15 protein-coding genes and 1 tRNA gene are annotated in these 15,054 nt (G+C 62.1%); 8 read left to right on the top strand and 8 right to left on the bottom strand.

The features are described from left to right. Positions 1–304: 304 nt before the first annotated feature. From U1707_RS07845 to U1707_RS07810, 8 genes are all read right to left on the bottom strand, one after another. Complete coding sequence (locus tag U1707_RS07845; protein ID WP_332799513.1) at positions 305–1,213, bottom strand: hypothetical protein; 909 nt, start codon at positions 1,211–1,213, stop codon at positions 305–307. Between the two features lie 70 nt (positions 1,214–1,283). Further along, positions 1,284–2,483 (bottom strand): hypothetical protein, encoded by a 1,200-nt coding sequence (locus U1707_RS07840; protein WP_332799512.1) that lies wholly within the window; start codon positions 2,481–2,483, stop codon positions 1,284–1,286. A 105-nt stretch (positions 2,484–2,588) separates the two neighbouring features. Next, a complete protein-coding gene (locus U1707_RS07835; RefSeq protein WP_332799511.1) occupies positions 2,589–3,179 on the bottom strand; it encodes a hypothetical protein in 591 nt (196 codons plus the stop codon). 23 nt (positions 3,180–3,202) lie between these two features. After that, a complete protein-coding gene (locus U1707_RS07830; protein ID WP_332799510.1) occupies positions 3,203–3,445 on the bottom strand; it encodes a hypothetical protein in 243 nt (80 codons plus the stop codon). A gap of 1,166 nt (positions 3,446–4,611) precedes the next feature. Then, positions 4,612–5,301 (bottom strand): replication protein A, encoded by a 690-nt coding sequence (locus U1707_RS07825; RefSeq protein WP_332799509.1) that lies wholly within the window; start codon positions 5,299–5,301, stop codon positions 4,612–4,614. Positions 5,302–5,320: 19 nt separating this feature from the next. Beyond that, positions 5,321–6,586: a tyrosine-type recombinase/integrase gene (locus U1707_RS07820; protein ID WP_332799508.1), complete on the bottom strand. Its 1,266-nt coding sequence runs from the start codon at positions 6,584–6,586 to the stop codon at positions 5,321–5,323. A gap of 160 nt (positions 6,587–6,746) precedes the next feature. Then, a tRNA-Leu gene (locus U1707_RS07815) sits at positions 6,747–6,831 on the bottom strand. Between the two features lie 67 nt (positions 6,832–6,898). Then, positions 6,899–8,407 carry a YifB family Mg chelatase-like AAA ATPase gene (locus U1707_RS07810; protein ID WP_332799507.1) on the bottom strand — a complete coding sequence of 503 codons (1,509 nt, stop codon included), beginning with the start codon at positions 8,405–8,407 and terminating at the stop codon, positions 6,899–6,901. A 122-nt stretch (positions 8,408–8,529) separates the two neighbouring features. Between U1707_RS07810 and U1707_RS07805 the strand changes: the two genes are divergently transcribed. From U1707_RS07805 to U1707_RS07770, 8 genes are all read left to right on the top strand, one after another. Then, on the top strand, positions 8,530–8,841 hold the full coding sequence (locus U1707_RS07805) for a hypothetical protein (protein WP_332799506.1): 312 nt from the start codon (positions 8,530–8,532) through the stop codon (positions 8,839–8,841). A gap of 87 nt (positions 8,842–8,928) precedes the next feature. Beyond that, positions 8,929–9,063: a 50S ribosomal protein L34 gene (gene rpmH / locus U1707_RS07800; RefSeq protein WP_031393806.1), complete on the top strand. Its 135-nt coding sequence runs from the start codon at positions 8,929–8,931 to the stop codon at positions 9,061–9,063. A 56-nt stretch (positions 9,064–9,119) separates the two neighbouring features. After that, complete coding sequence (gene rnpA, locus U1707_RS07795) at positions 9,120–9,458, top strand: ribonuclease P protein component (protein WP_443025667.1); 339 nt, start codon at positions 9,120–9,122, stop codon at positions 9,456–9,458. A gap of 196 nt (positions 9,459–9,654) precedes the next feature. Further along, positions 9,655–9,912, top strand: a complete 258-nt coding sequence (yidD, locus tag U1707_RS07790; RefSeq protein WP_332799505.1) for a membrane protein insertion efficiency factor YidD — start codon at positions 9,655–9,657, stop codon at positions 9,910–9,912. Next, on the top strand, positions 9,909–11,618 hold the full coding sequence (yidC, locus tag U1707_RS07785) for a membrane protein insertase YidC (RefSeq protein ID WP_332799504.1): 1,710 nt from the start codon (positions 9,909–9,911) through the stop codon (positions 11,616–11,618). Before yidD ends, yidC begins: the two co-directional genes overlap by 4 nt. A gap of 71 nt (positions 11,619–11,689) precedes the next feature. Next, positions 11,690–12,307, top strand: a complete 618-nt coding sequence (gene yihA / locus U1707_RS07780; protein WP_332799796.1) for a ribosome biogenesis GTP-binding protein YihA/YsxC — start codon at positions 11,690–11,692, stop codon at positions 12,305–12,307. Between the two features lie 141 nt (positions 12,308–12,448). After that, positions 12,449–13,879 carry a S41 family peptidase gene (locus U1707_RS07775; protein ID WP_332799503.1) on the top strand — a complete coding sequence of 477 codons (1,431 nt, stop codon included), beginning with the start codon at positions 12,449–12,451 and terminating at the stop codon, positions 13,877–13,879. Between the two features lie 160 nt (positions 13,880–14,039). Next, on the top strand, positions 14,040–15,053 hold the full coding sequence (locus tag U1707_RS07770) for a phosphatase PAP2 family protein (protein WP_332799502.1): 1,014 nt from the start codon (positions 14,040–14,042) through the stop codon (positions 15,051–15,053). The last annotated feature ends 1 nt before the right edge of the window (position 15,054 follow it).

Here is a 15,054-nt window from a genome sequence, read left to right as displayed (position 1 = left end):
GCAGGTTTCGGGACGTGAGCACGGGGCGCCGAATGACAGCTTCTCTACGAGGGCGGACGTTTAACCTTGACCGCCAGGGCCTGTCGCATCGCTCGCAGCCAAGGTTGCGCCCCCAATTCACAAGCTTTGCGCCTCGCCTCGCCCGCGCGCTTTCCGTGGCGCAAAAGGTGCAATTACGGAACCGCCGGAACACGGCCCAGGTCCTAGGCCGAATTCCGGATTGACGCGGCTTTGCCTGGGTGCGGTTCGGTGCACTTAAAGCCTTCAATTTAGGTGGCGGTGTTGAAGCATGCCGATGCCCAAGCTACGTCTTGTCGAACGCTTCCTGGGGATCAACGACCTCGCCTATTAAAACGTACCTATACACTTCACGAAGTGCGCGATGAAGCGCGTAAAAGTCGCTGTGCATAATCGGAGCGAAGGCAAACGTACCGAAACGGTTCTCAGGATGCATCGTCATTATGCGATCCTCGTAGAACTCTTCGAAGTACTTTAACCCGCTATCTTCTTCGCCAAAGGCTTCGTGGACGAACCTCTGGCAATCTGCCGCCGATGGGTTTGCGATACCTGTAGCGCGAATAATTCCCTGAACAATAGCAAACGAGGCGTCAAGCGAGATCCAGAGCGGGTAATGGGCCTCTTCACCAAAGGTCCTGTGCATGTTAATCATCGACCCCTTCATCCAAGTAGAGAGTCCTCTAGTCATCAGATGATCGGTACTGTCGATATTACGGAGTATATCTTCGTGCATCGAGACTGGAAGGGGCCAGTGAAAATGGCGGTACTCGGCTGGCGGCATGGGGATGGGCGCTTCACCTGTTGCCCGTTCTACGTCCAATGCGATTGCACAGCGCAGTAATTTCTCAACTTGTGCGATGACCTCCGGATCGTCCAGCCGTCGACGTTCGTCGAGGCGTATCCGAGTAGCGGACGGGTATAGAACCAGCGATCCGCGACCTATTCCTATCGGAAGCGCGAGAGAAGCGAGTAGACGAATTTCTTCAGGCGTCGGCTCATCATATTCCGAATAGTAATCGCCCTCGTGTGAATCTTGGTCAAAGTGGCAAGCAATAAATATGAGGTCATTGCGGACCACATAGGAGGCGTCTTCGTGAAGTGCCGATTGTGACCAGTAAACTCCCACGGGAGACATCGCGCGGACGATCGTACCGCGACGAACTTGAGCGTTAATCCGAGGTAAGACCTCAGCCATGGGCGAAAAATCGGACCGTTGCTCCGGCGTTCTCACAGATCACTTGCAGGCCCGCGCAATGATTTCCCCCTTAATAGTCCATGTTGACGTGGAGCTCCCAGCTGTTGGACCACGCGTCTACGAACGCTTCAACATGATCAGTATCTCCTGCGATCGCGTCGGCATAGCCCTCGAGGCTACTTGCATCGAATGCGGGGTCGACTCCCCCCTGAAGAATCTGATTGGGGGCGCTTAGCTCGCCAGTCGACAACAGCTGATCGACCGCATCGAACAGCTCGCAGATCTCGTCATGGTCTCGCGGACCAACCGGCAATATTGAGAAGCGTGCGCTCTTTCCGTGGCCGCTAAAATTAGCAGGTACCGACCCGATATTTGGCAAATAGAAGAATAGCGATCCGAGGTCATTCTCGACGCCACCATGTGCGAGCGGGTTGCGGATCCGTTCCTTGACGACACGTAGCCGCCCAAGCAGGAGTCCAGCCTCTCGCGGCAAGGGCTTCGAAAGTACGGCCTTCAACTTTTCGTCCCATTTGGCGGTGAGAAAGGCCAGTAGCTCCCCCTCGGCAATAGGCCGCCCGGTGAAGGCGCGGAGCAAAGCCAGGCGATGTTCGAGGCAGCTGAACCAAGCGTCAATCATAGCGCTCGATAGGAAGAACCCGTGCCGCCGCGAGGTAGTGCGGGAGTTCCAGCCCGAGGTTATCCGGTTAAGCTGGTCTTGGACGGGCTCGTTCGAAGTCTCATCAACCGACGTCTGTGGTGGGTCAGAGCCGGCAAGGTAGGCGCGATCTGCGAGATCACGTAGAAAACGGTAGCGTTCGTCGAACTCATAGAAGCGGTTGATGACGAGGACCTCCCCGTTGGCCACTTGCGCTCGCGCGACCGGCGCAAGATGGCGTTCAACACGCTTGAGAGCATCTATCAGTTGGCCCTCGATCCGCTGATCGAGATCTGGACGGTCAGGCGGACGCGAGATAGTGAAACCGAACTTCCGCAGCTCGAACGCAATCGGCTGCCCATCGACTGCGCCGATCACAGTCCACCGCACCTTTTCCCACGGACCGAAATAGGTCCAGCCCATGATGTCGCGGAACAGGTAAAGGACAAGCTCCGGTACCGGGAAGCGCGCCGTCTCGGGTCGATACGAGAAGGTCAAAGCACCCGGAAGGCTTGGCGGTCGTTCGGCGGTGAAGCCCTTCAACGAAGCTGAAACCTGCGCGCGAAGGCCGGCAAGAAGATCTGTGTCACCCTCCGGCATCTTATCGCCCATCATCGTCCCCTCGTACTGGTCCGGACCTGAGGACGGCCTTGATCCGATGCCGCGCAGCCATCTGAGGCGGTTTGCGCGCGTGCCAATTAGTGCGCTTCGGCGGGAATGTTAAGCAACGCTCGCCTCAGCACCGATGTGGCGTTTGGGTCGGTGATTTGGGTGCGGTGACAACGCCTTCTTTCGGTGCGCGTCTCGAGCTGCGCGGAGATCAAGCCGATCAAGTAGCTGGTCGACAGCAGCCACTGCGATATCAGTCAGGCCCTCGAATGCTTCAGACGAGTAAGCATTCACCGTCGTGAAAAATCTGTTTTCCTCGTGGCCGGTCGTTTGTTGCATCTCAAAGGCTATCGAGCCGTCGTCGGTTTTGCCGAGTAGATTTCCGTGGGCAACCGTATTTCGAATTTTAATAATGTTTTCGTATTCGTCATTCGCGAAGCATTCCTTATGAAGCTTCAGTGCCGATTCGCCTTTTAACTTTGCAAAGCGTTCGGCAATTTGCAATCTAGTCGACGTAGCCATTCTTCCATAAATTAAGAGAGACTGAAATTCTTCCACACCCGTCAATTGGGTAACATAGAGATTTGCAATCTCGTCGATCTCTGCACAGGCACGAATTAGTCGACCTATTAATAGCAGTTCGCCGTCAGTTAAATTATGAGGATGGAGCGCGCTCGAGCGGTCGCTTAGCGTATTTAACATACTATCTGAACCGATCGCTTTTGCTAGGCCGTAGGAAACGTGACCATGATTAAGTCATATAATCTATGACCATGATCGCTTGAGAAGTTATCCTTAAAGATCTCGTATCCCCGTCCGTCGTTTCCGACGAGTTCATCAGCTATTCTTTGAAAGGCGTCTAACTCAGCCGGTGAACTGCCGGAGGGCCGAAAGCTTGCGCCTCCACCGGAACGCGAAACCTCATACCCTTCACCGCCGGCAAGCAGCGTCTCGAGTTGTGTCGTCATTGCGTCCATCCTCGTGGTCAAGATGCGTCATCATGCGTCCGCCTTCCCGATCAGGCTACCCCCACCCCCTGGGAAAACTATAATATTGCTAATCTCTTCCAGTTCGGCGGGCTAACCGTCTGATAATCCACGTCTAAATTATTAGGGCGGAACCCTAATCTCACCATAACCTCTACCGCTCAAAACCCTAATGTCTTTGATATTCCACGGTTTTTTATGTGTCTTTGGTTACATAGAAAAACTATAATCTGGTTATAACGATATTAGGTCTGAGATTACCCTGAAACCCGCAGAAAACTGCGGATGTTATGGATATTATGTTTCTCCCGCGTGCTATTTTATATTCTGCGAGCCGCTTCCCGTTTTACCGTCTCAGGTTCTGAATGCCGCTCGATCGCCGCGAAAGAATGCTCGTTAAGCTCGCTGTCGACGTCGTTCGTTAAGCTATGTAAGCGTCCAGCGCCGTGCGAGGGGATACCTCGGCCGTCCGGTTCGCCCTGCGGATCCTGCTGCCGCACTGGCTCGAGTGTTGGCCTCTAACAATGTTCTGGGGGTCGGCGGGGCAGGATCATGTCATCGGCCGGGAGCAGGGCATGAGCGCCGCGTACACCGGCATCCTCGTACAGCTCGGTCAACCTGGGGCGCTGCCAGGAGTGACATCAAATTAAGTTCAGACGTGTGTCGCGCATTGTGCCACTTTTTGTGCCCCCGGCTGTGCCCCAAGGCGATGGCTGTCGGCATCGTGCCTAACTGTACAAATCTAGCTGGGGCAGGGACCTGTCGCCTTAAAAGCGGATCGTAGCGGGAACAGACTGTGCCCCCTATTGTGCCCACGCGAACCGTAGCTATCCGCGCGTTTCGCGTGTTTGAATGAGGTCGAAAACCTCAGGAAATGGCGGAAAAACTGGTGCCCCCGGCGAGATTTGAACACGCGGCCTACGGTTTAGGAAACCGTCAGTTGCTTGCGTTCCGACATTCCGCACACGTCCAGACGAGCATCGGTTGCGCAACGGAATTCACTCATCCTCCCCAGGATGCACGGGACGGCGCAAGCCGGCACGCTCACCCGCGGTCGCTGGATGTTGAACCCGTTGGGTTCTAGGCCTCGGGGGCTTGGTGGAGCTTCAAACTGCGCACGCCAAAGGCGTTCCTCCTATAATTAGATCTTACAGGGCCTCTGTGTGACCGCTCGGCGGATTTGCACTATCAACAAAAGCGCGCACACGGGCGAGGATGGCGCGCAGCTCGGGGCTCTGGACCTCGGCGATCACGTCGTCGACCGGCGCGGTGTCCAACTTCTTCTGCCGTGCCAGCTTCTCGGCAACAGCGCGGACGAACTCGCTCGGCTTACGGAGCATCCGGCGGACGCACTCGCGCACCGTTGGCGGCTGCAGCAGGATGAAGGCGTTCGAGATCTGCTCGCTCTGCTGCTCGTCAGGTTCGGCGTTTTCAATCGGTACGCAACGCCGAATCCAATCGAGGAAGCCGCACGCCTTCAGGCGATCGAGCGCCTCGCCTACGGCGCTGCGCGACCGATGTATCTTGTCAGCTATCCACTGGTAGGTCGGATCGAGCCGGCCGTCCGTACGGCCGCGCAGGCGCAACAGGCAGCGCAGCACTTCGAGCCCGATCGCGCCAAGCGCGCCGTTGCGCTTCCCCGGTAGCTTCGTCTCGTGATCGAACGCCTCCGCCGCGCGCATCCGCGCGTTGTGCTCGGTCTTCGGGAACATGTTGTGTGTCCGCCACAGGGACACTTCCGAGCCACCGGCATTATGACTGTTGCGCCGAACGTGCGAGTTCGACCGTGCGCGGTCGCGGACGCCGGTAGTGACCTCGTTGAAAGAGCGCGCGGTCATGCCGCAGCTCCCACGCGCGTCAGGCGTGTTGCCGCAGCCCCGTCAGCAACGATTCCAGCGGCGCGAGATCCTGGACCAGCATATCCGCCCATTCCTGCGCCAGCTCGCGCCTGCGCGGCATATAGGCGGCGCGGTTGTACGCGGCCTCGACGCTGTTGCTCGGCACGTGCGCCAGCATCAGGTCGATGATCGCGCGATCCCCTACCCTGCTCTCCACGCCCGCCAGCTCGTTCATGACGGTCGAGAACGTCGATCGCCAACCGTGCGGGACGTGAAGCCCCGTGAACCCGGCTTCCCGATAGGCCTTGCTCAGCGTGCTGTCGCTCAGAGGCCGGCGCGGATGGCGCACGCTGCGGAAGATCAGCGGCCCCTTCCCGACGAATTCCATCGCGACGGTGATCGTCTCGACCGCCTGCCTGGATAACGGCACGATGAATTCGAAGGCCGCATCCTCTTTCTGGTCGACGACTAGTTTCATCTTTGCGGCCGGGATACGCCAGATCGGCTCCGGTCCTCCCAGCCCCTCGAATTCCTTCGGCTCGGCCATGCGCAGCACGCCCGAGCGCACCGCCGTCAGCGACAGGAAGCGCGACGCCAGCTTCGTCAGCGGATGCGCCGGCTGTTCCTCGACCTTGCGCAAAACGATTCGCGCGGCTTCCACTGTCCGCACCGCGGGTTGCTTGCCGCGCTTGATCGGTGACAGCGCACGCTGCGCGACCGCTGCTGGATCCGTCGCCACGATGCCGCTGCCGATCGCGCGCGCGAAGACCTCCGAGATTCGTTGCCGGATACGATGCGCCGTTTCGATCGCGCCGCGTTCCTCGACCGGTCGCAACACCTTCAGCACCAGCGGTGTCGTGATCGCATCGATCGGCAGGTGACCGAGCTTCGGATAGACATCCTGCACGAAGCTGTTCCTCACGTTCTGCGCATACCGCTTCGACCAGGTTGCATCCTGGCTGACCAGCCAATCCTCCGCGATCGTCTTGAAAGTCGCCCCCACGCGAGCGACCTGCGCCGCTGCCTGCTGAACCTTGTGCACCGATGGATCGACGCCGTCCCGCAACAGCTTGGCCGCGTTTTCCCGCATCGCGCGCGCCTGGAGCAGCGTCGTGTCGGGATACGATCCGAACACCAGACGCTTCTCCTTGCCCGCAAATCGAAACTTCATGCGCCAGCTGCGGTAGCCGCTCGGCATGACAAATAAATATAGCCCGCCGGAGTCGCCGAGCTTGTAAGCCTTTTCCTTCGGCTTCGCCTTTTTGATGGCCGTATCGGTCAGCATTCGGTGCCCCCACCCACTGAACTCGGTGCCCCCGAAGTGCCCCCAAATGATCGTCGCTGCATGGGGTAACAATGGGATGCGGTGGGACGCCACACAACCCTGTAACAACACCAAAAACCGCCCCTTGCGGGACGGTTTGGGATGCGTTGGAATTCGTGGTTGGTGCCCCTGGCCGGAATCGAACCAGCATGCCTTGCGGCAACCGATTTTGAGTCGGTCGCGTCTACCAATTTCGCCACAGGGGCAGCGGCGGGTTGGCTAGACGATGCTTTCGTCCGCCGCAAGCCACTTGGTGACGCAAACCGCGCGCGTTCAGTTTCTTGGCGGTTGACGGCGGTAGCTGAGTGCTTCGGCGATGTGGATGCGGCCGACGGTTTCGCTGCCGGCCAGATCGGCGATGGTGCGGGCGACGCGGAGGATGCGGGTATAGCCCCGGGCGGTCAGGCGCATCGCTTCGGCGGCCTGGGCGAGCAGCTTGCGCCCGGCCTCGTCGGGGGTGGCGACGGTATCGAGCAATGCACCATCCGCCTCCGCGTTCGTGCGAACCGGGTGATCGCGGTAGCGGTCGGACTGGATCGCCCGGGCGGCGGCTACGCGTGCGGACACCTCGGCCGAGCCTTCGGTTGGTGGCGGCAGGATGAGGTCGGCGGCGCTGACCGCCTGGACGTCGATGTGCAGATCGATCCGGTCGAGCAAAGGGCCCGACACCTTGGCCTGATAGTCCGCCGCGCACTTCGGCGCGCGCGCGCAGGCCAGGCTCGCATCGCCCAGATGCCCGCAGCGACACGGGTTCATCGCCGCGATCAGCTGGACGCGCGCGGGGAAGGTGACGTGGGCATTGGCGCGGGCGACGCTGACCGTTCCCGTCTCCAGCGGCTGGCGGAGCGAATCGAGCACGGCGCGCTGGAACTCGGGAAGCTCGTCGAGGAACAACACGCCGAGATGGGCGAGGCTGACTTCGCCCGGCTTCACCTTGAGGCCGCCCCCGGTGAGCGCCGCCATCGATGCGGAGTGATGGGGGGCGCGAAACGGCCGCGTGCGGGTCAGTCGGCCGCCGGACAGCGTGCCGGCCACCGACTGGACCATCGATACTTCGAGCGCCTCGGCAGGATCCAGCGGTGGCAGGATGCCGGGCAGGCAGGACGCCATCAGCGATTTGCCCGATCCGGGCGGACCGACCATCAGCAGGTTGTGCGACCCGGCGGCGGCGATCTCGAGCGCGCGCTTGGCGGTTTCCTGGCCCTTTACCTGGCGCAGGTCGGGGCCGTGATCGGCCTGTTCGGCGATACCCGGCTTGGGCGGGCTGAGTAGGCCATGGCCCTTGAAGTGGTTGAGCAGCGACAGGAGGTCCGGTGCGGCGATGACCTCGATCTCCCCGGCCCAGGCAGCCTCCGAACCTTGCGCTGCAGGACATACGAGCCCTTTCCCCACCTCCGAGGCATGCAACGCTGCCAGCAGCACACCCGGCGACGCCGTGATTCGCGCGTCGAGCCCGAGTTCGCCCACGATCACGTAATCCGCCAGCGCCTCGGCATCGACGACCCCCATCGCGGCGAGCAACGCCAGCGCGATAGGTAGATCGAAATGCGATCCTTCTTTCGGCAGATCGGCCGGCGACAGGTTCACCGCGATCCGTTTCGGAGGCAGCGACAGGCCCATCCCGGCGATGGCGCCGCGCACGCGTTCGCGGCTTTCGCCGACTGCCTTGTCGGCCAGTCCGACCACGTTGAACGCGGGAAGTCCTGGAATCAGTTGGACTTGCACCTCGACCGCGCGTGCCTCGAGTCCTAGATACGCCACCGTCGCTACGATCGCCGCCATGCCCGCTCCCCTGCGACTATGACGTCACGCTGTATTCATACCGGATCCGGTATATCCGCAAGCCTGTGTGGTACGCGAATGCCGAGCCGCACCGTCTTGCGAACCTAATACACCGGACCCACATGCCTTCCGTGAAAGCAGTCCGCTCGCCCCTCCTCCGCATCAGCCAACTGATTCTCGGCGGGTTGCTGATCGTGAGCGCACCGATCCTCGCGCCCTTGCCGGGACCTGCCGGGATCTTCGTGTTCGCGGGCGGGATGGTTCTGGTCCTGCGCAATTCGCCGCGGGCCCGGCTGCGATGGGCGCGGCTGAAGCGACGGTGGCCGAAGGCGGGGCACTTCGTCGATCGGATGATGCGGCGGCAGAGCGCGATGCGACGGCACGAGCGGGCGAAGGCATCGAAAAGCGCCTCGGTCGCCACGGGTGCGAATTGACTTACGCCGCCCGTTTCCGTAAGCGCCCAGCCATCAAGGCCGTCCCCGTGGCGGCCGTTTTCTATTTGATGACCTAGGGAATGACCAATGAAGCGGACCTTTCAGCCGAGCAACCTGGTACGCGCACGCCGTCACGGCTTCCGCGCACGGATGGCGACGGTCGGCGGCCGGGCAGTGATCCACGCACGCCGCGCCCGCGGTCGCAAGAAGCTGTCGGCCTAACCATTCTAGACAAGCGCCGCGATTTTCTCGCGGCGAATGCGGGGAAGCGCGCACCGATGCCGGGATTCGTCCTGCTCATGCGCCCCCGCGATGACGGTGACGCGACGATGCGAATCGGATTCACCGTTACCAAAAAGATCGGCAACGCTGTCGTCCGGAACCGCATGAAACGGCGGTTGCGGGCGTTGGCGCGTGAGGTGTTGCCGGAGCGTGGCGTTGCGGGGGCCGATCACGTGTTGATCGGGCGTAATGGCGGGATCGAGCGGGATTACGCGCTGTTGCGGACCGAGCTTGGCAAGGCGTTCCGCAAGGTCACGCCGCAAGCTGCTGCTAACACCTCAGCGCATACCACCACCCCGGCGGAGGCCGGGGACCAGGTGGGAAAGCAGCCATGATACAGCACCGCCAATCGTTAGTTATGTCCCCCAACTGGACCCCGGCCTTCGCCGGGGTGGTACTTAGGTTTGGGTGGCGCGGTGCAGAATCCGCGCCTGACCGCCGCTCCTTGTTCTCCCGCGAAGGCGGGAGCCCAGTCTGGGTCCCCGCTTTCACGGGGATACAATCTGAGGTCGGGCGAACGGCAGCCACACCATGCTAGCCCGCCTCCTCATCCTCATCGCGCGGGGCTGGCAACTGGGCCCCTCACTCGTCCTGCCGTCGAGCTGCCGCTACGATCCTTCGTGTTCCGCCTATGCAATAGAGGCCGTTGGGCGCTATGGCGCGCTCAAGGGAGGCTGGTTGGCGGCGAAGCGTATCGCACGTTGCCATCCGTGGGGCGGGTACGGACCCGACCCGGTTCCTGGGCCAGTCCCTGACATCGACAAGAAACTGAAAGACGCCGCCCTGTGAAAGACGACAAGCAGAATTTCGTGCTGTTCGCGGTGATCGCGGCGCTGATCCTGTTCGGATGGCCGCTGATCCAGGGCAAGTTCTTCCCGACCGCGAATCCGCCGGTCACCAGGATCGAGAGCGGCAAGACCAAGGCCGTCGCCAACCCCGCCGCCGATCCGGCCGCGGACGGCGCCGCCGCGATCGGCGATCGCAACGCGGTCATCGCCAGCACCCCGCGCATCCGCATCGAGACGCCCCGTGTGTCCGGTTCGATCAACCTGAAGGGCGCGCGGATCGATGATCTCGTGCTCAAGGGCTATGACGAGACCGTCGCGAAGAACTCGCCGCCGATCCGCCTGTTGTCGCCCGCCGGCGCGCCCGATGCCTATTTCGCGAGCTTCGGCTGGCGTGCACAGGGCCTAGCCCCGCCAGCGGCCGACGCCGTCTGGACGCCCTCGGGCGCGACCACGCTGACGCCGACCACGCCGGTCACACTCGACGCGACCAACGCCACCGGCCAGCGCTTCCGCATCCAGATCGCGGTCGACCAGGATTACATGTTCACGGTCCGCCAGACCGTCCTCAACGCCGGCACCGCGCCCGTCCCCGTCGCCACCTACGGCCTCGTCAACCGCGTCGGCGTCTCGAAGGATCCGTCGTCGATGACGATCCATGTCGGCCCGATGTCGGTCGACAATAGCGGCGCGCATTACCGTCCGAACTACAAGGACATCGACGAGGCCGCACAGAAGTTTACGACCACCGGCGGCTGGCTCGGCTTCACCGACAAATACTGGCTGACAGCACTCGTCCCCGACCAGGGCCAGGCATTCGACGGCCAGTTCCGCGCCGGCGCCAACAAGGCGTACCAGGCAGACTACGCGCTCCAGCCCAAGCAGGTCGCACCCGGCCAGTCGATCACGCAGGTCTCGCGCTTCTTCGCAGGCGCCAAGGAAGTCCGCCTGCTCGATCGCTACACCGATCAGGCCGGCGGCGTCGCCAAGCTCGATTACGCGATCGACTGGGGCTGGTTCCGCATCGTCGAAAAGCCGATCTTCTACTATCTCGACTGGTTGTTCCGCATGGTCGGCAACTTCGGCGTCGCGATCATCCTGCTGACCGTGACGATCCGCGGCCTGCTGTTCCCGATCGCGCAGCGCCAGTTCAAGTCGATGGCCGCGATGCGCGCCGTCCAGCCGAAGATGAAGCTGCTGCAAGAGAAGTATAAGGACGACAAGGTCCGCATGCAGCAGGAAGTGATGGCGCTGTACAAGGCGGAGAAGGTCAATCCGCTCGCGGGTTGCGCGCCGACGCTGCTACAGATCCCGATCATGTACGCGCTGTACAAGGTGCTGATGCTGACGATCGAAATGCGTCACCAGCCGTTCGTCGCGTGGATCAAGGATCTGTCCGCGCCGGATCCGCTGACGCCGCTCAACCTGTTCGGCCTGCTCGCCTTCACGCCGCCGCACATGATCGCGATCGGCGTCGTGCCGATCATCCTCGGCATCAGCATGTACTTCCAGTTCAAGCTGAACCCGACGCCGATGGACGATACGCAGAAGCAGGTCTTTGCGCTGTTGCCATGGGTTCTGATGTTCGTGATGGCGCCGTTCGCGGTCGGTCTCCAGGTGTACTGGATCACGTCGAACTGCCTGACCATCCTGCAGCAGAAGCTGTTGTACGCCCGCCATCCGGGCCTGAAAGTGCCGGTGACCAAGTGAACGACGTTCCTACCCCCGGCTCGGATCTAGGCCCCGACCTGGAGCAGACGGATGCGCCGTTCACGCCCGAGATGCTGGAGCATGCGCGCAAGCTGTTCGCAGGCCATGTCGGCTTCCTGAAGTCGGCGCCGACGCTCGAATTCCTGCCCGACGCATCGGTGCCGGAGGTGGCGTTCGCCGGTCGCTCGAACGTCGGCAAGTCGTCGCTGTTGAACGCGCTCACCGGGCGCAATTCGATGGCGCGTACGTCGAACACGCCGGGTCGCACGCAGGAACTGAACTTCTTCGACGTCGGCGCACCGCTCGCGTTCCGCCTCGTCGACATGCCCGGTTACGGCTTTGCCAAGGCGCCCAAGGACGTCGTCAAGAAGTGGCGCTTCCTCATCAACGACTTCCTGCGCGGACGTGACGTGCTCAAGCGCGCGCTCGTGCTGATCGACTCGCGCCACGGCATCAAGGACGTCGATCGCGAGATTCTCGAGATGCTCGACAAGGCCGCGGTCAGTTACCGCATGGTCCTGACCAAGGCGGACAAGATCAAGGCGTCGGAACTGATCGAAGTGACCGAGCGCACGGCTGCCGAGGCCCGCAAGCGTCCGGCCGCGCATCCCGACATTCTCGTCACGTCGAGCGAATACGGCATGGGCATACCCGAGCTGCGCGCCGCCGTGGTGGAGGCGGTCAGCTAAGGCGACGCGAGCGTACCATGCCATGACCTTCGTCAGGATGACGGAGTTATGCACAAACGTACCGGCATCGGATCATTCTGCCGTTTCCGCCTGACACGGTACGTCAAACTTCGTACGCCCCGTCCAAGGGGAGAATGTAACATGCGTGTGCGTGCAGGGGCGATGCTGGCGATGGCTGCAATGCTGTCGGGTTGCGGCGGTAGTGACGACAATAATATATCGACGGGCGGCAGTACGCCCTCACCGACGCCGACGGCATCGGCCGGATGTTCGTTGCGCGAGCGCCAGGACTGGGCCGCCGCGCAGCTTCGCGAATGGTATCTGTTTCCCGATACGCTACCAGCGAGCCTCAGCCCCACCGCCTACACGACGGTCGACGGGTACATCGATGCGCTGACCGCGACGGCGCGGGGGCAACGCAAGGATCGGTATTTCACCTATCTGACGTCGATCAAGGAAGAGACCGCCTATTATACATCGGGATCGAGTGCCGGCTTCGGCATCCGGTTCGCGCTCGACCAGAGCGGCCAGCGGCTGTTCGCGACGGAATCGTTTGAAGGCGCACCCGCGCTGGCCGCGGGTATCGATCGCGGCACGGAGATCCTGGCGATCGGCACCACGTCGAGCAACCTTCGCACCGTCAGTGCGATCGTTAGCGCCGAGGGAACCGCCGGGCTGACGACGGCGCTCGGCCCCGACACCACCGGCACGGCGCGGGTCTTCCGCGTCTCGGACGCAGCCGGTACGCGCACGGTGACCATCGCCAAGGCCGACTTCAACCTCCTGCCGGTATCGACCCGGTACGGTGCGAAAATCATCGACGATAGCGGTCAGCGCGTCGGCTACATCAACCTGCGTACGTTCATCTTTACGGCCGAGCCCGCGCTCAAGACAGCATTTGCCGATTTCCGCGCCAAGGGCGTGACAAAGGTCATCATCGACGTCCGCTACAATGGCGGCGGGCTGGTCGGGACCGCCGAATATCTCGGCGACCTGCTCGGCGGAGGGCGGTCGACGTCGGAAGTGTTCGACTACACGACGTTCCGCACGGAGAAGGCGTCGAACAACACGACGCGCTTCTTCGCACCACAGCCCGAATCGATCGCGCCGACACGGATCGCGTTCATCGGCAGCGGCGGCACGGCGTCGGCAAGCGAACTCGTGATCAACGCCTTTACGCCCTACCTCCACAGCAATTCCGCACTGATCGGGACGAACACGTACGGCAAGCCCGTCGGCCAGATCGCACTCGACAAGGCCGCCTGCGACGATCGCCTCCGCGTGGTGGCGTTCGCGACGCAGAACGCGGCGCGCAACGGCAATTACTTCGACGGATTGGCGTCGACCGTGGAAGCGACTTGCCGGGCGGACGACGATATCAGCTATCCGATGGGCGATTCGCGTGAAGCGTCTACGCGTCGTGCGCTAGATTTCCTCGCGGGTCGCAGTTGCTCGGCGATCACGGGCGATGTCGGCGCGCAATCGGCTCGGACCGCCGCCAGCCAGCGTCAGGACCTGCTGATTCCCGCAGCACCCACCACCGCGCAACGGATGGTCCCAGGCTCGTTCTAGAACGGTCCGGCGGAATGGTGCCGTCGCTTGCTTCGGAGCAGGCGATGGCACCATCTTCATGACGTCGTCGCTTCGGCGTAGTTCGATCCTGTTCAGCCAAGCGAAAGCTCGCGTAGCCGAACGTTGTCGTTTTCCCCGACTGTGATCCGCGTTCGCGACCATGAATGACGTTTCGATTCCACGCACCCGGCCGCGTTCCGACGTTCGTCGCGCGATGTCGCAGGCAAACGCCAGCGTGCCCGATTACGGTTGGTGGATCGGCGGCGGGATGATCCTCAGTATCGCGCTGTTGACGGCGATGATGCATCTCGCCGGCCTCTCTATCGATCCGTACGACGCGGACAACGTGCCGTTCTACGTCAGTGCCGTCGTGCTGCTTGCGTTACGCTTCGGTGTTCGCGATCGGCCCTGGCGTTACGCACGCACGATCGCCGACTGCGCCGAATATTTCGGCGTATTTACCCTGTTGGCGCTGATGGGCGCGGTCGCGAGCTATCCGGTCGCGACTATGACGCACGGGTTCCACGATGCCGCGCTTCAACGGATCGATACGTTACTGCGATTCGACTGGCTTGCGTGGTACGAGTTCGTTGCGGCGAGGCCTATCCTTCAAACGCTCGGCCTTGCGGCGTATCGCAGCATCTATCTGACGCCCGCGATCGTGTTCGCGGCCTTTGCCATAGCTGGCGACCGGATCGCCGCGCATCGCTTTCTCGCAACATTCTGGCTGACCGCGATCGGCACGCTGATCCTCTACACGTTCATGCCGGCGATCGGGCCGTTCTCGTATCTGTGGCACGGCCCGATCGCGTACATGCCCGAGAGCGAGCAGTGGCAGCAGGGGCTGATCCCGGCGCTGCGCGATCACAGTGTGCGGATCGTCGACCTGGGCCACCTGCGCGGCATCGTCTCGGCGCCGAGCTTCCATGCCGCCGCGGCGACGCTTTACATCAACGCCGCGTGGCGGTTGCCGCGGCTGCGCTGGCCGGTCGTCGCGATCAATACCGCGATGCTGCTGTCGACGCCGGTCGAGGGCACGCATTACCTGGCGGACATCCTGCTCGGCGCTATCGTCGCACTGGCGGCGATCGTCGTGCTTGATCGGATCATGCCGCGCAAGTTTGCCCTACGCGCCTCCACACCGAACGTTGCTCCCGTTCCTCGACGCGGCTAGC

Source organism: Sphingomonas sandaracina (assembly GCF_036663695.1).
Taxonomy (GTDB): domain Bacteria; phylum Pseudomonadota; class Alphaproteobacteria; order Sphingomonadales; family Sphingomonadaceae; genus Sphingomonas.
Note: the sequence above shows the minus strand (reverse complement) of the source record. Positions and strands in the feature narration are given on the sequence as shown.